Here is a 23,195-nt window from a genome sequence, read left to right on the forward strand (position 1 = left end):
CAAATCTTTGAATGTATATTCCCACCCTGTTGCTTCACTTACTTCTTGCGTTTTGATGACCTGACCATCTTGTAGTAAGTCTACTTTGATTGTTGTTGGTCGATCTGATACGTCGTTGTCATTCCAAGTTTTCGTTCCTGCAATGAATGTAGTTTTCACCTTATTCGGAATTGGTAACTTAATTCCATTTACAGAACCGGATTTAACTTCGAAACTTATTTTTTCTTGAGGATCGAAATCAACGTAGTCTGGTGCTGAAACTTCTTGCACATAATATTTACCTGGTTGTAAATTAAGGATTTCAATTATCCCTTTTTCATTTGTTTCATGTTCATTTCCAACTTGCTCACCCGACTCTTTATACAACTTAAACGAAACTTTCGGGATTACTTTTTCTTCATTTCCTTCAAGATGCTTAACAATCCTTAGCGTTCCTTTTGAAGGTAACTCACCTTCAGCGCCACCACCAGCTGCCATATTTTCGACTTGATAACTACCTGATTCAGAAACTGGTTCTTTGTACAGAACTTGGTAATCAACTGTATAATCATTCTTAAAGAATTCTTGCTTCTTTCCAGCTTCCGTTATAGTAGATGTATAAGCAATTGAAAAAGCTGCAAGGCGTGCCTTATCCTTATAAAGCACTACTTTAAATGAAGTGTCACTAGTAAATGTGATCTTTCCATAACCTTTAGATTCAAAGTCTTGCAGTGATAAACTTTGTCGGCCTAGATAGTTATCAACACTTATTCTGAAACTATCTTTATTAAGTATTTGACCTTCTCGCAAACTATCAGACACAACAATATTACTGCTTAACTCTTCTTTATTTAAGTTTATGTTCAAGAACCAACGTACTTCATTGTCCTTACCTGAGAGCATATCACCAGTTTTATAAAAAAACGGCTGCTTTCCAGGATTTGTACCACCGCCACCACTTGGGCCGGTAATCGTTACAGTTTGCTTATCTAAATTTGTACCTAAATTTGTTTCAAACTCTTTCTTTTCACCCGTTCCTGCATTAGTAGCTTGTACTCTAAAGTTTAAATATCCTCTAATATTTTGATGTGTATCTGCTTTATCATTAAATGTACATACCACCGTACCTGAAGTTACTTTACAAGTACCATAATCACTTAAATCAAACGTTGTATTCAAGCCGTTTAATTCTGGGGGTAGTGCTAATGTTAGTGTGTCTCCAGGCTGCAGCTTAATTCCGTTTTTTTCACTGAAGTTTACAGTTATTTTAGTCAGTTCTCCGCTCTGTAGATCTGATTTATCCAACTTAAAACTATCCACAAGTCCTATTGTATTTAACTCTTTTGCACTCGCAATTATAGGTACCAAACTCTGACCTATAGTCAACATAAAAAGCATTAAAATTGAAAAAAACGAAGTTATTCTTTTTATCATGCCATTCTCCCATCAATTATTATTAGATGGCTTCTAATATGACTATGTAATGACAATGACTTAATAGGTTGATGGCATTTCTGCTCTTTCAACTGTTATAAACTTAAAAACTTGAAAATTGATTGCTATAAGCCTTCATTTTTCTAATGCAATATTCTCTTTACTAATTTTAATATTTACAAACTAAGCAATTACTGATAACGTTGTAATCAGTATCATTACATCGTTTCATCATCCCTATCAAATCTCGAAATCTTATGTTGTATCATATCTGCCATCTTAAAATGAGCATAAATTTCTGATTAATAATGTTTTCATTTAAATGCCATTGGTTTACTCATACTATTCCCCTTCATTTATAGATTCATAACATGAGTATGTCCAATTTTGATACCGTATTTTTAATGATTCACAATTTTTATTTACCAAAATCTTTTGCCCCCTCCTAAAGGCCTTTTTCATGCTCTCCTCCGTAATATAAGACTATTTAGGTAACAAAAATAGTTTTTGTAACTTTTGTAACTGATTTTGTAATTAATGAAACCAAACATAAACCAATAACAGGTTTTGGATAAAACCTGGTTTCCCCCCGCCTTCATCTATCAATCTATTTTAAATTATGAATTTAGTATTTTATTTACAATCTACATGACCTATATATGTAATGTTTAAATCTCGCTATACTGGATCTTCAATCAAATTTCCCACATGAAGACTAGATTCACAATTTATTGTAGATGATGAAAAAACAGTTACTAAGGAAATCCCTTACTCAATAAATAAATTTTGTAAAACCGTAGCACTAAAAAAGAGGTTGTTGGAAAAGTAGGCTAGTTCACGGATGAGACAACACCCTTGTAGCTAAAATCGTGGTTAATCAAAAAATGGTAGCGCAGGCATAAGCACCCGCGCTACCATTTTCGATTTAATTTTTTGCTATTAGCATTTTTCTAATAAAATTGATTCATGAACAGATTGTTACTAAAAAAAGATATGAATTTCTCTTCGAAACCATCACTGAAGTGACTATGCTTTTTCTATGTAAGAGCTACTAGAAGAAAATCTTCTAGCCTACTCCCATTTATAAGTCCAAAATTGTTCAAGTTGTAGCCATTTTAATGTTGCTGCATCTTTATTCTTTATTTTTGCATGCGTTTCTTCAAGCATCGCTTCTGTTTGCGAACGATGCGCGCCTAGTGCAGCTAATTTATGTTCAAATACTTCACTAATATTATTTACAACATCCGGCTCACCGAGTACAGCTTCACGATTTTTCGTAATCGCAACCGCATGAATAACTGGACGCTCTTCTTTTGACATACGTGATACGGCGCGAACGACAGCGCGGCCAAATGCATCATGATCTGGATGTACGCCGTGCTCTGGATAAAATGTAATAATTCGAGATGGATTTACTTCTTGAATGATCGCTTCAATTTTATCTGCAACGAAATCAACATCTTCAAATTCTAACGTTTTATCATGGAAACCAAGCATTCTTAAATCTTTGATTCCCATCGCTTCACATGCATCTTTTAATTCTTTTTCTCGGATATTTGGAATCGTTTCACGGTTAGCGAATACATTTTTCCCCATGTTACGTCCCATTTGTCCAAGAGTACCACATGCATACGTTACAGGTACTCCTTGGTCTGTTAATAAGCGAATTGTTCCTCCCGCAGCAAATGCTTCATCATCTGGATGCGGAAATACAACAAGTACATGTCTCTCCATAAGTTTCCCTCCTTCTTACTTAAATGGTGTTAAGCTTAACTCAAGCGCTACCGCTAAGCGACCTTGATTATCATGCCCTGCAAGTAATAAACGCTCTTGACCGTCTACTTCCCAGTGCGTAATACCTTCTGCATATACCCAGCCATGATCCATCTTTAGACCAACTCGGTATGGGTTTGTTCCAGTAATCTTCCCGCGTTCAAAGCGAATAATTGCATTTCGAATGAATGCTCCAACTGTCATCATCTTTTCATTAAAGTGTGACGCATACGCTCCGTTCGTCGTTTCTAAATGAATATATACATCTTTATTTACAAAACGTTCAATTTCATTTTGAATAAGAGAACTATCTTTTACTATTTCCATCGGAATTCACCTCTTTAAACCATTTTACGCAAAAATAATGTAAATTGCTATCTCTATATTAGAGGACAACTCTCACTTTTCCTAATAATTTGCACTGTGTTTTTTATATTTTTTATATCATATGTAAAAAATACATTTTTTCCTTCACTTTGTTAATTAGTTTTCTTTCTTTTTTGAATTTGCTACAATATAAATTATGCAGAGGAATGCATTTTTACAATTGAATACATACTTTAAAGAAGGTGACACGATTGGAACAATCAGCACATGAAGTAGCAAATTGGCAATATTATTTTGCAATTGCCGTATTTTTAGTCACGTACGGATTTATTATTTCTGAGAAATTGAATCGTGCTGTAATCGCACTATTCGGCGCTGCTATTATGGTTATTTTTGGAGTTGTAGAATTACATACTGCTTTCACATCACATATTCAATGGGAAACGATCACCCTTTTAATTGGGATGATGATTCTCGTACATATTACGAGTCAATCAGGCGTTTTTGAATTTGTAGCCATTAAAGCGGCAAAAGCAGCTGGCGGAAAACCGATCCGCATTTTATTATTACTCTCCCTATTAACCGCTGTCGGTTCTGCATTTTTGGACAACGTAACAACAGTCTTATTAATCGTACCTGTTACACTGTCCATTACACGTATTTTAAAAGTAAACCCTGTTCCTTATTTGATTTCAGAAGTACTATTTTCAAATATAGGCGGAACAGCAACATTAATCGGTGATCCACCTAACATTATGATTGGATCAGCAAATAAGCATTTAGATTTTAATGCCTTTTTACTTAACTTAGCTCCAATCGTAATTATTATTTCTATCGTGACACTTGGCATTATTTACTTCATGTATCGCAACAAACTAAAAACAACGCCTGAACAAATTAAATTGTTAATGGCATTAAATGAAAAAGATTATATTAAAGATCGAAGTCTCCTTTTAAAATCGATTACGATTTTAGGACTAACTATTTTAGGCTTTGTACTTCATTCCATTATTCATGTAGATGCTGCGGTTATCGCGATGACAGGTGCTACACTTCTTATGTTAATCGGCGTGAAAGAACATGATATTGAAGATGTATTCGCCCACGTTGAATGGGTAACCATCTTCTTCTTCGCCGGACTATTCGTTCTCGTTGGCGGGTTAATTGATATCGGACTCATTTCTTCTCTTGCACAACAAGTACTTGACGTAACAAATGGCGACATCGGTTTCGCTGCTATACTTATCTTATGGGTATCCGGTATCGCATCTGCGACAATCGACAACATTCCATTTGTCGCAACAATGATCCCACTTATTCAAGATTTAGCTACAGGACTCGGACTATCTGTCGATTCTCCGCAAATCGAAGTATTATGGTGGGCATTATCTCTTGGTGCTTGCTTAGGAGGAAACGGAACGTTAATCGGAGCATCCGCAAACGTAGTCGTTGCCGGTATTGCAAAACGTGAAGGACATGCTTTCTCTTATATGGACTTCTTAAAAATTGGTTTACCATTAACAATCATTGCATTATTATTATCACATGCTTATATATATTTACGTTATTTAATGTAAAAGTTATATTGTATGAAATTATATCTTCAAACACAAAAGGTATGCAGCACTACGCCGCATACCTTTTTTCATCACCAAAATATCCCGATAATTGCTAATCCACCTAAAATCATACCACCAATTTGTCCGATGATTGTTGGGGATAATTGAACACCTTTTCTCACTTCAACAACTGGTCTCTCGTGCCTTAGTTGGTGCACACTTCCGTGCAATTCTTTTATAAGCTCCTTTAATTCAGCGACCTCTTCGTTTACTGGCTTACTTTTTTCTAAGTTCATCTCGCATAACTCCTTATAAATTCAATCAGTCTACTGTAAAAATTCGCCAATTATCATTATATCTCCTGCATACCATATATTCAACAATTCTATTTTTTATAGTTTCTTTTCACACCTAAAAAACATAGCTTCATTAAAATTTAGCAGGTGTACCTTGGTGAAAATACATTTGCCACCTTCCTTCTCTAAATTTCCAAATTGAACTACGTAACGAGTGTTGATTATTTATTTCATTGAATATTCGATAAGTAGTTAATACTACATCTTTGGATAAAGGATGTACTTCAAAATCACTTAAAGTCATTTTTACCACGCCTATTCCATTTTTATCGATATCCTCATTTTTATATAAAACTTTACCAGAACTCCCAAACTCAAAAAAATCATCTGCAAGTATCTTTTTAAGCTCTTTTGGAGATGTGCGAACCTCTGGCTTAAGTAATCGTTCCTCTAGCTGATATAAACACTCTCTTAATAAAGAGAAACCTTCCATTAGTACCCCCCTCCCTTCTAGTTATCTGAATATTAGATTTTTCTCACTGCACTATACAATTATTTTTGTATGTTTTTACTAGTTTTGCAGCTCTATCCATTCATCCCGCAATATCCCCATAATGATACGATCAAAACACTTTCCATCTCTTTGAACTGCTTCCCTCATACACCCCTCCATCTGAAAACCCATCTTTTTGTACAGTGCAATGGCTGCTTTATTATAAGAAATAACATCGAGGCCAACGCGGTGTAAATTCATTTCATAGAAAGCATACTTTAGAATAAGGTGTATTGCTTCTCTCCCATATCCATTCCCTCTATCATTCGCATCTCCTATACCAATTGCTAACAAACCCGTTCTGTTATTCCACTCTACGCCATGGATTGCCACAAAACCAATTAAGCGATCATCTTGAACTGTCCTTAACATGAAAGAAACACTATTCGATTTTCGTCCCTTTAATAGTCTGTCACTCGCTATTTCATGTAACGATTGCGGGAATGCCAAATCTGTATCTATATTTCTTAAATATTCACTATCCTCTTGCCACGTAGCCATTACTTTCGCATCCGTTTCTCTCATAACTGATAATGTAATAGCTTTATTTTGAAAAAGATTCATTGTCATTTCAAACTCCCCCTTTATTAAATAGCGGGGACAATTATTCTAGCCTATTGATCCCCAACTTCCATGAACTGCTCTATAAACGGGATACTTACAATAAGCGCTAACATTGGCACAACTCCCTTTCATTAAATTAACTTCATTTTACATTTTTATGCTTTTTCAAACAAACTAATTATAGTTCTCTATTATTTAGAACTATAGTATACTTAGTTATTCTTCAGATTATTCAATCAAAACAAGAAATCATAGAAGGTGAAACAATGTTTTATATAAAACAACTACTCTATTTTACTTATGAACAAGCATTATCTTGCTTATTCCCAGTCGTTATTTTCTTGACACTAGCCCTTTCAAAAATCATTTCTATTCCAGGGTTATATCGCTATGATTTCATACTCATCGTATGTCTTCTGATGCAGTGGATTATGTACAAGACTGGACTTGAGACGAAAGACGAATTAAAAGTAATTACTGTCTTTCACCTCATCGGGCTCTTTCTAGAAATATATAAAGTTCATTTCGGTTCATGGAGTTATCCTGAAGAGGCGTATTCAAAAGTATTCGGAGTTCCGCTTTACAGTGGGTTTATGTATGCGAGTGTCGCAAGTTACATATGCCAAGCGTGGAGAAGATTGCATTTACAAATGTATCATTGGCCTAAAGCTATTTTTGCCATACCGTTAGGCGCTATGATTTACTTTAATTTTTTTACACATCATTTTCTATACGATTTTAGATGGGTATTAACTTTACTATTATTCATTGTTTTCTTTCACACATTTGTGGAATTTTCATTGCAAGGCGTTACATATAAAATGCCGCTCATTCTCTCCTTTTTTCTTATTGGTTTCTTCATTTGGATTGCAGAGAACATCGCAACATTTTTCGGAGCATGGCAATATCCAAATCAACGGGAAGCATGGAATCTCGTTCACTTAAGTAAAATTAGCTCATGGTTTTTACTCGTTGTTATTAGCATTATGATTGTTACACAGCTCAAACATTTGAAAGAGTCGAAAAGATAACGCTGATTATGCAAAAACAGTTAGCCCACCACTCATTAGAGAATGATGGGCTAACTGTTTTTTTAATCGTCCTCATCAAAGAAGCTATAGATTCATCATAATTTACAAGAGCATAAGCAGTCGCACATTATGAACTACTACTAGCAGAAGATGTTGCGGCAGATGAAGCGGCAATCGTTGCCATCATGGCTGCCTGTTGTGCTTGTACGAGGACTTCTATCATTGTTTGTAAACCTGTGTTGTTCGCGTTACTTTCCTCACCTTTTTGACTTACGAACAGTTGAATAGCCATAAGAATATTCGTATCTGTATGCCAACGGAATAATTTCTCCCCCTGCAATTTTTCAATCAATGCTTTAATAGAATGAATCTCTTTTTCTCCATCCTCAAGTAACGCTAGTAGCCCGATAGCTGGGTAATGCATCTGTTTCACTTTTACCTTTTCTTGCTTTAACAAATTCCATATGTTTGTGCATTTTGCAACTAACATTTCTTCCCTGACATCCTTCTTTAGCGAAAGAATATGACTTAAAAATTGAAGATCATTCCCTTTACGCAAGCCAGCTGTCGCTAATTTCTGATAAAGACGTTCCACTCGGTCCATAAGCGTTTCTACATTCTCTGATTGTCCTGCTAGTAAAACCGCGAGCGGATAATCATTTGTGCCTGTAAGAAAAAGATAATCCTTTTTCATGCGTTTATATACTTGCATCGAGCGCTGAATGTGTGTGCCATGCTGTTCATTTTCTTCTGTTAAAAGCACAGTTGCTGCGAGATAAGTAAATATACTCCTGCTAAAGCCACCAGTGACCAATTGTTCATATAAATCTAAAAAATTTCGGAAAGCTTTCTTGTAATCTGTAAAGTGAATATCTAATGTTGCGGCCACTACAAAGCGATGATAAGACTTTAAGTATGAAAACATCCCTACCTGATTTTTAATATAACTACTAATTTCTAAAAAACGTCCGCGATCAAACAATTTATCACTACCTGTATACATAGCAGCAATCATCATTCCTGTTCGAGAATCACTCGTTTTCCATTTTAGTTCTCCCTTTAACTGTGCATATGTATGTGTGTATTGCTCCAACTTTTGTTCTAATGTAATCATAGTATTCACCCCTATTTCTATTTCTTCTCTATTATTATACTTATATTCCATATTTAGGAATACTATATTTAATCATCACACCCTAAAAATTAGAAGGCTTCTTTATCCTAATAGATCGCTTTCCTATCCTTCTTCATCAGCATTACGATGATAGTCCCTAATCCTTCAAGAAGTTAGACAAAAAGGGTAGATAATAAATTATCTACCCTTTTTGTATGCAATTAAACTTTATCCAAAACTAAAGAGCTTTAATAATACGTTCCATCGCCTTCATTTGCCCAATATGATCCGCTTCATGATAAAGCATCATACCGTAAAGTTCTCCTACTGTTTCCAATCCTAGGAATGGTTCTGGAAGTTTGTTTTCAAATGCTTCTGCTGGAATTTCGTTAATACGCTTTGCTTGTTCTTTTAATTGAGCTGTTAACACTTCTAGTGATGGTCCTTCTTTTTCCCATTTAGATGGTCTTGATCCATACCCGAACATACCTGGGTATTCAGTTGGTAAGTGTTTAAACTCTCTTCCAAACATGAAAGTTTCTGCTGCCGTTAACACGTGACCAATATGCCAGCGAATTGTATTGTTAAAGCCCTCTGGCTGCGTATCTGCAGTTTTATCATCTAACGTTTCCATAAATTTAAGTAATGCCCCACGCGTTAATTCAAATTGTTTTAAACCAACTGTTCTATTCATTTTATCGCTCCCCTTTTTTATATACAGTTTATTATGAGCTAAGAATGTTCAACTTATTAAAGTTTCACCTTGTTTAATCTATCAGAAATAATTAAGAAATACACCTAATATGCTTAGTGAAAATAATAAAAAGGTCCACTCCTTATAAATATAGAATTACTTACTACTCAAATAGTTTAGTAAATAAAAGAGGAGTGTATTTACATGCTAGATATTTTAAAACAACAATATCACCTTATTAGCGCTACAAGAGAAACTCTATTTACGTTTTTAGAAGATATTCCACTAGAAAAATTGCACAGCACAGTTCCTAATTTCGGAAGCGGTAGCATTATAAAAACCCATATTCATGTGGCTGATTGCTATCGATATTGGCTCGGATCATTCGCATTTAAGCAAAAACGAGCAGATTTTTTATTTGCTAACGATTATGAAATTGAGCAGGCAGATGTTGCGAAAGTTCGTGATAGATTTAAGTTAGTTGATGAAACTGTCCAACGTTTTTTAGATGAACACAATGGCAGGTGGCTTGAAAATATAGCAAATGAAGTGAAATGGCAAAAGGAACCTTGGAACACAACTCCGCTATGGCTTTTAACTCATACGGAGACGCATGAATTTCATCATAAAGGACAGATTGTATCTATGGCTCGTCACCTCGGATACACTCCTCCTGACACAGATCTTAGTTAATTACTATAACTGCCGATAACATTAAAATTTGTTTATACCAATACAACTGAACTAAATAAACAAAAAAAAAAGAAAGAGCATGTTTTGATTAACCTTTTTCAAAACATGCTCTTTCTTTCCGTAAATAAGTTGATCGTTTATTATAAACACCTGCTAATTAAAAGACTCCCTCGTTACATCAATAAATTGTTGCAACGGCGCTGTCATCCATTTATCTTTATGCCAAGCGATTTGTGTATAAATCGGGGGAATTGTTTCTTTTAAAACCAACTCCTTTACTGTCCCTTCTCGTATATCTTTTTCTACAACTATCGCTGGTAACACGGCTACACCTAAATCTGCAATAACACATTGTTTAATCGCCTCTACGCTAACAAATTCAATCTTATTTGCCGGATATACGTCTTCCGTACGAAATAACTCCTCAAATAAAGTCCGATACGAGCAACCTAGTTCTGTTAGTAACAGTGTTTCACTCTCTAAATCTTTTATAGAGACAGAAGGCTGTTCAAGTAAACGGTGCGCTGGAGCCGCCACTACTTTTAATTCTTCTTTCATAAGCGGTTCCACATGCAAAACATCTTCTGTTTTGCATTCGTCCAAAATAAATGCAAGGTCTACTTTCCCCTCCATCAATTGTTCCTTCGCATCTTTATTGGAATGCGCCGGTTTAAATATAAGTTTTATTTGAGGAAATTGTGCTTTAAACCTCTTTAATATAGATGGAAGCCTATATGTACACTGACTTTCTTGTGCACCAATTATTAACGTACCTGCTATTTCTTCATCATCCTTCACAGCCATTTTTGCTTCATTACTAAGTGCAATCATCTTATCAGCATATAGTTGAAACTTTCTTCCTGCTTCAGTTAAGAAAAGACGTTTTCCTAATCTCTCAAATAATGGCGTACCTAGCTCAACCTCTAACGTTTTAATTTGCGCTGTTACGCTCGATTGGGCAAAGTTTAATTTCTTCGCAGTTTGTGTAAAATTTAAAGTATCTGCAGCTACTTTAAATGTAATTAACTGTTTTATCTCCATTTGTCATTCCCTCTAATCGATATTTCCGATTGATTCCATCGAAATAATCATCTTTTTCTATCGTTATTTGTATTGTATGATAAAGAACATCGACAAACAATATAAATGGAGGTATTCCATATGAAAGCACTTTGTTTCGAAACATTCGGAGACGCTAATGTACTACAATATAAAGAACTAAATGATCCAATCATAAATCCAAATGAAATTCTTGTACGCACGAAAGCAATCGGTTTAAATTTTGCTGATATTTATAGACGCCGCGGCGATTATCATCTCGCTGGCAACCCGCCTTATATATTAGGTTATGAAGGGGCTGGAATTGTTGAAAAAGTAGGAGCTAACGTTACTACTATCAATGCTGGAGACCGCATTGCATTTGCGGATGTTCCATTTGCAAATGCAGAATTAGTTGCCGTTCCATCAGAAAAAGCAATCCCGCTTCCAGATGCTATCTCTTTTGAAACAGCTGCTTCTGTCTTATTGCAAGGTCTAACAGCACATTATTTAACGAAAGATAGCTATCAAATAAAACAAGGTGATATAGCTTTAGTTCATGCCGCAGCTGGTGGTGTTGGTCAACTACTTATTCAAATGATTAAACTACAGGGCGGAACAGTAATTGGTCTAACATCATCAAAAGAAAAAGCACAGGTAGCTACGTTAGCTGGTGCCGATCACGTATTTTTATATACTGAATCATGGCCTACGAAAGTACTTGAAATAACAAATGGTACGGGAGTAAATGTTGTATATGAATCAGTAGGTTCTACACTTGAGGAAAGTTTTAACGCTACTAAAATTGGTGGTACTGTCGTATTTTTCGGAATGGCTGGCGGTAATCCTGCGCCCGTTGATCCACGTATGCTTATGGATACTTCAAAAACTTTAACTGGCGGCGACCTTTGGAACGTGCTTACTACTTTCGAAGAACGTAAACAGCGTTCTACTCAATTATTTGATTGGATCGCTAGTGGAAAATTAAACATCGCGAGTCCTACTACATTCTCTTTACAAGACGGTGCCCGTGCCCATGAATTATTAGAGAGCAGAAAAAGTACAGGGAAGATTTTATTAATCCCGTAATACACAAAAGGAAGCTAGATTTCTCTACCTTCCTTTTCTTATTTCTATATGTGATTTTTTATATTTCTACACTTTCTTTTCCTTTTGCAACATAACTCATATCTCCAACCGACTCGACGATGTACTCCCCATCTTTATATAAAATTTTCGTCACACTAGCATTTTCTACTCCAAGTTTTGTTTTACTACTGTCTATCATTTCTATTAACGCAGTTATCAAAAGCCCATGAACGACAACTAAAACGTTGCCTCCACCATTTTCAGCAGCTTCTTCACTAATTTTATCAATCTCTGTTTTTATACGAGTAGAAAATAATTCCCAATCTTCCGCCTGTTTCGTAGGATCTGCTGCTCTAATAAGGTCAATCACTTCTTGAATAGAAAACTTCATAAGTTCTTCTGGTGATGCAACGCCTGCAGCTTTTCCAATCACATCCCACATATTTTCAAGTTTTTCACCTTCAAAAATACCGAAATTTAATTCTCGTAAATCTTTTCTTTTCTCAAGTTTCAATTTTGACTGCTCACTATATTTTAATACTAAATTAGCAGTTTCAATCGCGCGGCCACTATCACTACTATACGCATTCGTAAAATGAATATCTTTTAATCCTGTTCCTAAATTTGTGGCAACTTCCACACCTTTTTCTACTAATGGAGAATCTGCCCAACCTTGCGCGCGATGATTCGTATTTAATATTGTTTTACCGTGTCTTGTAACATATAACGTAACTACATTCTCATTGCTATTTGTTTCTCGCTTATTCATTCTCTTCTCTCCCTTTACATTTCTATATCAATTTTACCATCTTAATTATTCATTGAGCAAAATATACGTAACTGGATTTACTTAATAAAAAAACGCTACCTTTCTGTATATCCCAACAAAAAGATAGCGTTTTTTATGATACATTTCTTAACCGATACTTCTACTCAGCAAAAGCACTCGAATATTGTACAATCCCTTCTACACCTTGCAGAGCATCCCCTCTTAATTCCATCGCCATAAACACTTCATCAGGCACTTCAAATGGTGCCTTTATATTCCACTCACTTGCTTTCTTAAAACCGAATCTTGGATAATACTCTGGATGTCCTAACACAACAACTGATCCATATCCAAGTTCTTTCGCTTTTTCTAAAGCAGCCGCGATAAGCTTTCCGCCAATTCCTTTTTTCTGATGGCCCCTAGCAACTGAAACTGGTGCAAGTGCTAACGAATCTACAGAAGTCCCATCCTGTTCTATCGTAATTTTCGATAACATAATGTGACCAACGATTTCCTCATCTATAGCAACGATAGATAACTCCGGAATAAACGCGTCACATTCTCTAATACGTTTTACAAGTTCGTGTTCTTTTTTATCACTAAATTCTTCATGTAAAAATGCTTGTTGTACAACTCCTTCTGTTTTTCTATAATCGTTTTTTTGTTCTTGTCTAATCGTTACCATTTTAACTTATCCTCTATTCTTTCTTATTTCTTTTTGGATTTTACGAAGCGCTTTTTTCGATCCGCGCTCAATGTCATGTTGCATTTTTCGTTCTTTATAATCGACAAATAGTGTACTTAAATCGTACCCTTCTGGATATAATTCCTGCGCCGCTACCTCTAATGTAATACGTTTTACATTCACTTCAATAAATTCACCGTTGTAATACACAACGACGTTATAGAAATTATCTTTTTCCTTATAAATGATACCAAAATCATCATGATCCAATAAATTCACACGGTCGCCGATTTTATACTCATAATGATTTTCTCTTTTTTCTTGCACAAATTTCGGTTTTCTAATTTTACTTTCATTCACTTTTTCTAGAGCGTATTCTTTATTTCCCATGTACTCTTTCGCTCTGTTTAGTACATGTTCTCTTACATTCATTTTATTCGCAATCCAAAGTGCATTACTTTCCCCTGATTTACCTATTACTAATTTATAAAGCGGTTCTAACGTCTCACTATTAAATTGCATCGCTGCATTCATAAAGTCATCATGCATTTCTGAGAAGCGTTTAATTTCTCCGTAATGCGTACTCGCAATTGTAATACATCCCGCTAGGTACAACTCTTCTAAAATAGAAATCGCAAGTGCCGCACCTTCATTTGGTTCTGTACCGCTTCCTATTTCATCAAATAATAGAAGCGTATTATTATTTGACACCCTCATAATCTCGGATAGATTTTTCATATGAGATGAGAATGTACTTAGTGCATTTTCGATACTTTGATTATCACCAATATCTACAAACACCTTTTCAAAAATAGCAATTTCCGTTTCTTTATCTCCAGCAATATGAAGGCCTGACATTGTCGCTAATGTTAGTAATCCAATTGTTTTTAGCACAATTGTTTTACCACCCGCATTCGGCCCTGTAATAATTAAACTACGGTATTCTTGACCGATTTCAAAGTTTAACGGTACAACTTCCCCTGTTAAAAGTGGGTGCTTACAATTTACTAAATGAAGGTAGCCATGATCGTTTAACTTCGGTTCTATTCCATCGATTGATTTACTAAACTTCGCTTTCGCAAATACCATATCATACTGGCTAATAAGTTCCATATTAATTTTTATATGATAAATATTTTCTAATACCATTCCTGATAACGTCGCTAAAATTTGATACTCTTCCATCGCTTCTTCTGCTTTCAAACTTGCTAGTTCCACATTTAACTTCGTAACCGTATGCGGTTCTATAAATACAGTAGAGCCTTTTGCCGAAGCTTCAACAATACTTCCCGCAACTTGATTTTTATAGGACGATTTAATTGGAATCGTATAGCGATCATCCTTTTTACTAATAAAGAATTCCTGAATATATTTCTTATTTGCACTACTATTTAAAAACTTCGTTAAACGTTCTTTTATTTTTCCATCTACAGAATCGATGTTATTACGAATTCGCTTTAACTCTTTACTAGCAGCTGCATCAATGCTAGTTCCTTTAATTGAAAAGTTAATTTCCTCTTCAATACTTTTATATTCAGTCATTGAATTTGCGTAGGAAGCTAATACTGGTGCAAAAAATTCTTTATCTAACATAAACTTTTTAATCTTTCTACATCCACGTAAAAAGTCTGAAACACTTACTAATTCTTCTGGATCTAAAATCATCCCTTTTTCTAATTTTTGAATTGTGCTAGCGATATTAGAAATTCCGAAGAAAGGCACATGCCCTTCTGCATCTAATATTGCTCTTGCTTCTGTCGTTTCATTTAAGCGATTTCTCACTACTTTTATACTCGTACTCGGCTCTAATTTATTTATTAATTCTTTTCCTAGTCCACTTACACAATAAGATTTCACTATTTCCTTTAATTCGTTATATTGTAACTTTTCAAAAGTCATCGTATTCATTTTGTTTCTCCTCACTATGATTAATTTCTATCATCAATGAAGATACCTACTCATTAGATTCCAATGAGCTATACATTATTCAATTACCATTTTTATACATTAAAAATATATACAAAAAAGCTGCGGGGATACCGCAGCTTTTACATTTACAAGGCATGTGTAATACCGTATGAGAAAATAAGCCACCTAAAAAGTATATGGCACTCCTCTTATTACACGCTTTATAAAGTATTGTAGGTATCTTCATAGGTATCGAAATAAATCCATGACAAAGTTAGGGGTATGGTGTACATAAAAATCCCCTGATCTTATCTGATTTATTTCATTAAATTTTTCCTATTTAGTACCTACCGCACTCACAAAAAGCACCTCTCATTAATTTATATTATAGTCATTGAAATCTAATTTACTGAAATCATCATACTATATGTTTTGTAAGAAGTAAAGGTGTCAGACTATTGTCCTCCACACACCTGAGGAAGAATAATTTTTTCACCTATTAAGCTGTAAAACTTTCATATAATCAGCCTTTTTCTCAAGGGTCTTTTTTGCTTCTTCAGCAGTTAATATATAATCTACTGCAATATTTTGTAATACATCCTTATTTGTATTTGGTAACTGAATCGTTATATCTTCCACGCTACTCTTATTATTTTCAAGTGTTTTATTAAATTCCTGAATACTTCTTGCAATCTCCGCTAATGTTTCCATATGTGAAGGATTATTTACATCTAAAACAGTATTACTTCTAAAAACTGCCGTATAATACTGCTTCAAATTTTTCTTCTCTATTTCTTTCTCAGCATTCTTATGAGAAACATTATCCCCCGTCTGTATTTGATCGAAAGCAAGTATAGTATTATTCTCTTTTTCTTCATAATATGTATTGAATCGTTCTTGTAAATCATTCGCTTCTTTTTTTATTTTATAGTTATCATTATTTACTTTTGGAGAGATTTGTCCATCGAAATAAAGTTGAAATTGCAAATGCGGTTCATCTACTTGTTGCACAGAAGCTATCCGTCCCTTTGGACCAAGGAAGTCTTTTCCGTTATCCAGTGTTTCAACTTGATTTAGTTTAACAGACATACCATACTCCGATTTTGTATAACTTTGCGCTTTTTGTTCAATTTCTTTATCCGATATATCACATGATGTTAATAGTAATAAACTAAACATCATGCTATATTTTATTTTTATTTTTTTCATATTGCATCTCCTCTTTACTTCATATATATAAATGCCCTGATAGATTCACGACGTTTATAAAAAAGACGAGAAGTTTTGAATAAAGCTACACTCTTCTAATCTCTTACATTATTTTTTTAGCATAACTTCAAATATTTCACAAGTACTTCAACATAGTTTTAATTTCACATCTTACTCAAGATTGTTTACAATTTATCTATAAAAGCATGCCGGAGGGATTACTATGACAGACTTTCAGAAACAATTTTTCGCACGATTACATATACATGAACAAGAAACGGTTTCATTTGAAGATTTACCTAACATTATGTATGCAATGGCACAAACTGTGCCATTTGAAAACTTAAATGTTCTCGAAAGGAACTTTACAGAAATATCAAAAGAAAATCTGAAAGAAAAAATTTTAATAAACAACCGCGGCGGTCTTTGTTATGAACTAAACCCGACTATGTATTACTTCCTTAAAGATTCTGGATTCAATGTTCATCTCGTTTCAGGAACAGTTTATAACGCTACAAACTCTCTATGGGCTGTCGACTCTGGACATATCGCAACAGTTTTAAAACACCATAATGAACTTTATTTAATTGAAGTTGGATTCGGATCATACTTACCTCTTGCACCTGTCCCTTTCTCAGGTGAAGTCATTCACTCCGTAACAGGAGATTATCGTATTCGCAAAGAAACAACTGAAAAGGGTAATTACATTTTAGAAATGCGTAAAAACAATGAGTTTCTCGATCAATCTTCTGCTGATGATTGGACGTTAGGCTATGCATTTTATATAGAAGAAGTAGATGAAGAGAAAGCAAATGCAGCACAAAAAATTATCGTTGAACATGAGAGCTCACCATTTAACAAAGTACCTCTTATTGTAAAACTTACTGAAGATGGTCATGCCTCTTTAACGAAAGATAGCCTTACTGCAACAAAAAATGGTGAAAAAATAAAAGAAACAGTGACAGAAGAACAATATGTAAACCTATTACATTCAAAATTCGGAATTACACTCTAATTTTTTAAACCTTGCTTACAGCAGGGATTTTTTGCAATTTGTTGTATTTCATAGTTATATAGAAATATAACTACATGTTTAGAAAGGAAATGATTATGACAGAACTTAAAAATCGATTAAACGTACCTGATAGTGAAAAATGGAATCTAACAGATATTTACGATACGATTGATGATTGGGAAAATGACTATAAAAAAATAGAAAAGTTAACAAGTGAACTAAAAGAATTTAATGGAAGTATTCATGATGGGAATCGTTTACTAGCTTATTTAACAAAGAGCGAAGAAATATCAAGCATATTATCATTAATGTTTGCTTATGCACGATTACAATCTGACCTTGATACGCGCGATACGGACTCTCAATCCCTTGTTGATAGAGCATCACAATTACATGTGAAAGTAAGTGCAGCGAAATCATTCTTCTCTCCATTCTTACTTAGTATAGATGAAAACACATTACATTCTTACATAGAAGAAACAGAGGGCTTACAATATTATAAAGAAGATTTATTTGAGTTATACCGCTACAAAAAACACGTATTGAATAAAGACCAAGAAGAAATTTTATCACAAATGGGTGAAGCACTCTCCTCTCCGCAGCACACATTTGGCATGTTAAATAATGCAGATATAATTTTTGGTGAAGTGACGACTGATGATGGAAAGAAAGTACCTTTAACACGCGGAATGTATGCAAAGTTAATAGAAGATGAGAATCGTGAGAAACGTAAAGAAGCTTATAAAGCGTATTACAAACCATATGTTCAATTAAAGAATTCTATCGCTTCTACTTTATCCGCTGCAATTAAAAATAACGTAACAGTTTCAAAGCTAAGAAAGTATCCATCCGCTTTAGAGAAATCATTATTTGGCGATATGGTTCCGAAAGAAGTATATGACAATTTAATTGATACGACGAAGAAAAACATTCAATCTTTACATACATACAATGAACTGCGAAAAGAAAAATTAAATGTAGATGAACTAAGACAATACGACTTAGGCGTTGATTTAGTACAAGGTGTAAAACAAGACATTCCATACGATGAAGCGTTTGATATCATGCTTGCATCTCTAGCTCCTTTAGGAGAAGAGTATATTGAAACATTAAAAAGCTTTAAAGATAAACGATATATAGACGTAAGAGAAACACCCGGAAAACGTTCTGGTGCTTATAACTTCGGTGTATACGGCGTTCACCCTTTCATTCTTTTAAATCATCACGATGATTTAAATAGCCTTTTCACTCTTACTCACGAATGCGGTCACGGTATGCATACACATTATTCACACGGTTATCAACCAAGAATTTCTGCACACTACTCCATTTTCGTCGCAGAAGTTGCTTCTACAGTAAATGAAGTGTTATTAATTCATTATTTATTAAAAGAAGCGAAAGAAACGAACGTGCGTAATCATTTAATTAACTACTTTATCGATAGCTTTAAAGGTACTTTCTTTACACAAATCATGTTTGCAGAATTTGAAAAAATCACACATGAACTGGCTGAGCAAGGTAAACCATTAAATGCACAAGTCTTCAGTGAAATTTATGAAAACCTATTTAGGGAATATAACGGTGATTCACTTGTATTTGATGAAGAAGTAAAATATGGATGGTCTAGAATCCCTCATTTCTATCGTCCATTTTACGTATACAAATACGCAACTGGATTTGCCTCTGCCATTCAAATCGCTGATAAATTATTAAGTGGCGATCCGAATGCTCAGAAAAACTATATCGAATTCCTTAAAGGTGGAAGTTCAGACTATCCATTAAACTTACTGAAAAAAGCTGGCGTCGATTTAACAACGCCAGAACCAATTGAAAGTGCATTAAATCGATTCGCTCAACTTGTTGAAGAGTTTTCAGCATTATAGAAAAAAACATGCAGAGTGTATATTCTGCATGTTTTTTTCATTTGAATCCCTTTATCCTAAATGCTGCTGCGTCACACAGTGAATCATGCCACCATACGCATACAATTCATTCACATAAATACCAACAATATTCTCATTCTATTTTCGAAACTAAAAAACATATTTGTGTTACATACTCCTCTACTAAACAATCACATTCAGGTCCCTTTATATAGACTTCATATGGAGGACTCTTCATTATATAGCCATTCCTTTCGACCCACTCTTCTAACGCCATATATGCATAACCTATATAATCATAACTACCATAATGCATAGTAGTAACGATTTGATGTTGATTAAGCTTTTTTATTTCGCATCCTTGTAATACGCCTTTATCGTCTTCATCCATAATCGGAATTCTTAATTCAATATCACTTTGATTAGGAATATACTCTTCATCATAAAAAACTGTAGATGGTGAACCGACTATTTGAAAGTTATTTTTTTGTACTTTCTCATATAAGTCATAAAAATAATCATCCATATCGTCTATATCTATTTGTAACCTTTGAGCAATTACCGTTATTTCATTTCTCATTCCAATTAATATATCGTAACTTCTATGGCGGGCAATATTTAGACCATTGTTAATACTTACCATTTCATTCATTTCTGAAATAACCTGTAAATTTTGTTTCACTTCATGAGACAACTCTACAATTTGCTCTTGCATATGTTTAATAAATGAATTTTGATCTGATGACTGGAGAATAACTTTAATTTTCGGTAAAGGAAACTTGTACTCCCTCAGCTTTTTAATTTTCAAGGCTATTTCTAGCTGCCCTTGCTCATAATATCTATATCCATTTACCGGATTTACATATGCTGGTTTCAATATTTCCTCTTTATCATAATGTCTTAACATCCGTGTACTCATTTTACAAATCCGCGAAAATTCAGTAATTGTATACATATAAATACCCCTTGGCTACATTTTCTTATAAGCTTATTTCTTAAAACCAATCAAAAAACTTTCTAATTGAAGAACCTTCATTTTGATCGCTCAATCTTTTCATTTTTGAAGGTAACAAATGACTCGGACAATACCATGTTAAACAATTTATTGCGCCTCCCATAGTCGATATTTCTCCTACATGAATTTGAATAACTTGTTTCTCCGTATACTGTTGAATATATCGTAATACTTCCCCATCTTTAGCTAATCCAAACTTAGGAACATAAATGGCGTCACATGTTTCCAACATATTTATATATAAGCCTTTTGCCGATGCTATTTCTTGATCATATTGGCCTTTCTCTGTATATGACGAAGGAACAACAATAAATTCAGCTTCTGGCATTTGCTCTTGAATAATCTCTTGAACATTATATCTAAATTCATGATCTCCTAGAAAATCACTAATAAACATTGTGTGTTCATCAATAAATTTAACCATTCCGTCTGCGTGTGCAAGTACATCTCCTTCTTCAGCAGGAATAATAATGACTCGGCTCACATCTAAATCCCATTCTAATTGCTCAATAATCTCCTCTTCTGTCCAATCATCGTTATCATCAAATATGCGTTCTGTTAATATAACGGTATCTTTTTTATTCCAAATAAGATTACCACCATCTAATATTAACGGGGATTTCACATATTCAAAGTCGTTCTTTTTCAACCATTTATTAAATTGTTGATCTAAATATCGCCCTTGATCATCTGGTAAATAATTTGGTCGATATTTAAATTTAACAAGATGATTCGTTACAACTGGCGCAACATCTCTTAACCAAATATCATCATACTCAAAAAAGCTCGTATGAAATTCTTGTTCTTCAACAGATAAAGAAATAAGTTGATCTGTAACTCCCTTCTTTTCATTTAAATTTTCATTAAAATAAATAAGTTCTTCATAAAACGGTTCATAATATTCATTTGATTCATCTGGTATCGCAGTAAAAATAATTCCCTTTTGTTTTTGTTCCATATATTTTACCTCGCTTTTTTTATAATAATTGATTAGCCGATTTAAAAACGCCCGCTCTTCCTCAATACTTTTCATTACAATTTTTAAAACGTGCACATTTCTTGAATGGATTATAGCATGGGCAAATATTATATATTTATATAAAAAATATAAAGCCGTCATTAAGCCGTAAATTGACTCTTGACAAGGATTCAAAATATAAATATTTGATGATTGTAATGAATCCTATTTAATCTTTAAAATTATGAAAGCATACAATTAAATACTAGAATCATAAATCCAATCATTATGAAGCTAATTAAAATGATTTCTTTCAACACCGTTACTCCTTTTTATACAAATAAAAAAGAATGCCACCTAGCCAAAAGTTCAACTATGGGACATCCCTGCCGATAATTACACTTCCATTTACTACTTCAAACTAACGGGTTGTTGTTGCGTCACACAATGAATCATGCCGCCATTTTTATAAAGCTCTCTCACATCAATACCGACTACTTTACGATCCGGGTATAACTTCTGAATCGTATCGTTTGCGATTTTGTCATTCGGATCATTATAATTAGGCACCAATACCACTTTATTCCCAATATAATAATTGATGTATGATCCCTTATAATCGAGAGTTTTCCCGTTTTCTAAAGCAACGTTTGCTTTACTAAGCGGTAAGTATTCATACTTATACTTCTTTCCTGAAGCATTTTTCGCATCTAACAATGTATCCATATCTTTGTTTGATAAACCCCATTCAGCTAGGTCATCTTCTTTCATCGTTACAATGGTAGATTTATCATGGAATTTAGCAAATCCATCAATATGAAAATCCGTAATATCTAAATTAGGCACGCCATCTAACCAAATAAAGTTTGTTACCCCAAGGTCACTTATATATTCTTCAATTTCCTTTTCTGATAAATCAGGGTTTCTATTTTTATTCGTTACAGCACTCCGGGTTAATAAAGCTGTTCCATTACTGTCTAATTCAATTGCGCCACCTTCAAGAACAAATTCTCCCCAATCAATTCTTTCAATCCCTAATTGTTCACTAACATTCTCACGTATACGAGCATCATTTTTATAAGGCGTTTTCTTTCCCCATCCATTAAATGCTGGATCTAATATTTTTAAATTTTTATTATTATCATAAACAAAAATCGGTCCACTATCTCTTGCCCATACATCATCAGTAGGAGCAATGAAGAAATCAATTTTCTCCATATTCAACCCTTTATCTATTAAAAGCTTATTGATTCGCTCTTTCTCTTCCTCATCATATGCAACAATGTGGACTTTTTCACCCTCTGTTAAAGCACTTGCCATCTTAACCCAAATTGGTTCGACTTCTTGTTTATATTCTTGTCCATATGTGTATTCATGTGGCCATTGCAACCATGTACCTTCATGTTTATCTTTTTCATCCGGCATCGTATATTTCCCAGCGTTTTTCTGTACCTCTACCTTCTCATCCTCTTTCCCTTTTACATTTTCATGATTCCCCTCAAAAGAACATCCACTAATAATCGCTGTAGATAATGCACTTATGAAACAAAGCTTTACTATTTTTTTCATTTTTCAACCTCCTGTTCTTCTCTCCAATAATGTAAGGCTT

General features: G+C 34.2%; 22 protein-coding genes. 6 read left to right on the forward strand and 16 right to left on the reverse strand.

The genetic code is table 11. The features are described from left to right. From COC96_RS28265 to COC96_RS26135, 3 genes are all read right to left on the reverse strand, one after another. On the reverse strand, positions 1 to 1,413 hold a 1,413-nt coding region (locus tag COC96_RS28265), incomplete at its 3' end, for a collagen binding domain-containing protein (protein ID WP_441296600.1). Between the two features lie 1,071 nt (positions 1,414 to 2,484). After that, positions 2,485 to 3,147, reverse strand: a complete 663-nt coding sequence (bshB2, locus tag COC96_RS26130; RefSeq protein ID WP_000439461.1) for a bacillithiol biosynthesis deacetylase BshB2 — start codon at positions 3,145 to 3,147, stop codon at positions 2,485 to 2,487. Positions 3,148 to 3,162: 15 nt separating this feature from the next. Then, positions 3,163 to 3,513 (reverse strand): YojF family protein, encoded by a 351-nt coding sequence (locus COC96_RS26135; protein WP_000407040.1) that lies wholly within the window; start codon positions 3,511 to 3,513, stop codon positions 3,163 to 3,165. Positions 3,514 to 3,764: 251 nt separating this feature from the next. On the opposite strand from COC96_RS26135, the gene COC96_RS26140 reads away from it, so the two are divergent. Next, entirely contained in the window at positions 3,765 to 5,090 is a 1,326-nt protein-coding gene (locus COC96_RS26140) for an ArsB/NhaD family transporter (protein WP_098769689.1), read from the forward strand. A gap of 71 nt (positions 5,091 to 5,161) precedes the next feature. Here the strand turns inward: COC96_RS26140 and COC96_RS26145 are convergent, their stop codons facing one another. From COC96_RS26145 to COC96_RS26155, 3 genes are all read right to left on the reverse strand, one after another. Beyond that, positions 5,162 to 5,368: a hypothetical protein gene (locus COC96_RS26145; protein WP_098769691.1), complete on the reverse strand. Its 207-nt coding sequence runs from the start codon at positions 5,366 to 5,368 to the stop codon at positions 5,162 to 5,164. A gap of 133 nt (positions 5,369 to 5,501) precedes the next feature. After that, positions 5,502 to 5,861, reverse strand: a complete 360-nt coding sequence (locus tag COC96_RS26150; RefSeq protein ID WP_098769693.1) for a nuclear transport factor 2 family protein — start codon at positions 5,859 to 5,861, stop codon at positions 5,502 to 5,504. Positions 5,862 to 5,939: 78 nt separating this feature from the next. Continuing rightward, on the reverse strand, positions 5,940 to 6,491 hold the full coding sequence (locus COC96_RS26155; RefSeq protein WP_098267137.1) for a GNAT family N-acetyltransferase: 552 nt from the start codon (positions 6,489 to 6,491) through the stop codon (positions 5,940 to 5,942). 260 nt (positions 6,492 to 6,751) lie between these two features. On the opposite strand from COC96_RS26155, the gene COC96_RS26160 reads away from it, so the two are divergent. Continuing rightward, entirely contained in the window at positions 6,752 to 7,516 is a 765-nt protein-coding gene (locus COC96_RS26160) for a DUF817 domain-containing protein (protein WP_098769695.1), read from the forward strand. A gap of 127 nt (positions 7,517 to 7,643) precedes the next feature. Here COC96_RS26160 and COC96_RS26165 read toward each other — a convergent pair whose 3' ends face one another. Together COC96_RS26165 and COC96_RS26170 are read right to left on the reverse strand one after the other, a co-directional pair. Then, the gene (locus COC96_RS26165) at positions 7,644 to 8,681 is read right to left on the reverse strand and encodes a DUF4003 domain-containing protein (protein ID WP_098769696.1); all 1,038 of its coding nucleotides are present in this window, start codon (positions 8,679 to 8,681) and stop codon (positions 7,644 to 7,646) included. Between the two features lie 187 nt (positions 8,682 to 8,868). Beyond that, the gene (locus COC96_RS26170; RefSeq protein ID WP_098267134.1) at positions 8,869 to 9,324 is read right to left on the reverse strand and encodes a DinB family protein; all 456 of its coding nucleotides are present in this window, start codon (positions 9,322 to 9,324) and stop codon (positions 8,869 to 8,871) included. Positions 9,325 to 9,528: 204 nt separating this feature from the next. Here COC96_RS26170 and COC96_RS26175 point away from each other — a divergent pair, with 204 nt between their 5' ends. Next, positions 9,529 to 10,017, forward strand: coding sequence for a DinB family protein (locus tag COC96_RS26175; protein WP_098267133.1), 489 nt, complete (start codon positions 9,529 to 9,531; stop codon positions 10,015 to 10,017). A 153-nt stretch (positions 10,018 to 10,170) separates the two neighbouring features. On the opposite strand, the gene COC96_RS26180 is transcribed toward COC96_RS26175, so the two are convergent. Beyond that, the gene (locus COC96_RS26180) at positions 10,171 to 11,058 is read right to left on the reverse strand and encodes a LysR family transcriptional regulator (RefSeq protein WP_098267132.1); all 888 of its coding nucleotides are present in this window, start codon (positions 11,056 to 11,058) and stop codon (positions 10,171 to 10,173) included. A 120-nt stretch (positions 11,059 to 11,178) separates the two neighbouring features. On the opposite strand from COC96_RS26180, the gene COC96_RS26185 reads away from it, so the two are divergent. Next, a complete protein-coding gene (locus COC96_RS26185; RefSeq protein ID WP_098769698.1) occupies positions 11,179 to 12,144 on the forward strand; it encodes a quinone oxidoreductase family protein in 966 nt (321 codons plus the stop codon). 58 nt (positions 12,145 to 12,202) lie between these two features. On the opposite strand, the gene COC96_RS26190 is transcribed toward COC96_RS26185, so the two are convergent. From COC96_RS26190 to COC96_RS26205, 4 genes are all read right to left on the reverse strand, one after another. Beyond that, complete coding sequence (locus COC96_RS26190) at positions 12,203 to 12,913, reverse strand: histidine phosphatase family protein (RefSeq protein WP_098267130.1); 711 nt, start codon at positions 12,911 to 12,913, stop codon at positions 12,203 to 12,205. Positions 12,914 to 13,073: 160 nt separating this feature from the next. After that, positions 13,074 to 13,598, reverse strand: coding sequence for a GNAT family N-acetyltransferase (locus COC96_RS26195; RefSeq protein WP_098267129.1), 525 nt, complete (start codon positions 13,596 to 13,598; stop codon positions 13,074 to 13,076). 6 nt (positions 13,599 to 13,604) lie between these two features. Beyond that, positions 13,605 to 15,506 carry an endonuclease MutS2 gene (locus COC96_RS26200; RefSeq protein WP_098769700.1) on the reverse strand — a complete coding sequence of 634 codons (1,902 nt, stop codon included), beginning with the start codon at positions 15,504 to 15,506 and terminating at the stop codon, positions 13,605 to 13,607. 492 nt (positions 15,507 to 15,998) lie between these two features. After that, positions 15,999 to 16,715: a hypothetical protein gene (locus tag COC96_RS26205; RefSeq protein WP_098769702.1), complete on the reverse strand. Its 717-nt coding sequence runs from the start codon at positions 16,713 to 16,715 to the stop codon at positions 15,999 to 16,001. 223 nt (positions 16,716 to 16,938) lie between these two features. Between COC96_RS26205 and COC96_RS26210 the strand changes: the two genes are divergently transcribed. Continuing rightward, the gene (locus COC96_RS26210) at positions 16,939 to 17,730 is read left to right on the forward strand and encodes an arylamine N-acetyltransferase family protein (RefSeq protein WP_098267126.1); all 792 of its coding nucleotides are present in this window, start codon (positions 16,939 to 16,941) and stop codon (positions 17,728 to 17,730) included. Positions 17,731 to 17,825: 95 nt separating this feature from the next. Further along, complete coding sequence (pepF, locus tag COC96_RS26215) at positions 17,826 to 19,613, forward strand: oligoendopeptidase F (RefSeq protein ID WP_098267125.1); 1,788 nt, start codon at positions 17,826 to 17,828, stop codon at positions 19,611 to 19,613. A 133-nt stretch (positions 19,614 to 19,746) separates the two neighbouring features. Here pepF and COC96_RS26220 read toward each other — a convergent pair whose 3' ends face one another. From COC96_RS26220 to COC96_RS26230, 3 genes are all read right to left on the reverse strand, one after another. After that, positions 19,747 to 20,568 carry a MerR family transcriptional regulator gene (locus tag COC96_RS26220; RefSeq protein WP_098769704.1) on the reverse strand — a complete coding sequence of 274 codons (822 nt, stop codon included), beginning with the start codon at positions 20,566 to 20,568 and terminating at the stop codon, positions 19,747 to 19,749. A gap of 40 nt (positions 20,569 to 20,608) precedes the next feature. Beyond that, on the reverse strand, positions 20,609 to 21,586 hold the full coding sequence (locus COC96_RS26225; RefSeq protein ID WP_098769706.1) for an agmatine deiminase family protein: 978 nt from the start codon (positions 21,584 to 21,586) through the stop codon (positions 20,609 to 20,611). Between the two features lie 411 nt (positions 21,587 to 21,997). Beyond that, positions 21,998 to 23,155 carry an agmatine deiminase family protein gene (locus tag COC96_RS26230; RefSeq protein WP_098769708.1) on the reverse strand — a complete coding sequence of 386 codons (1,158 nt, stop codon included), beginning with the start codon at positions 23,153 to 23,155 and terminating at the stop codon, positions 21,998 to 22,000. Positions 23,156 to 23,195: the final 40 nt, after the last annotated feature.

The sequence above is a fragment of the Bacillus cereus genome (assembly GCF_002577405.1).
GTDB classification, from domain to species: Bacteria; Bacillota; Bacilli; order Bacillales; family Bacillaceae_G; genus Bacillus_A; species Bacillus_A cereus_AU.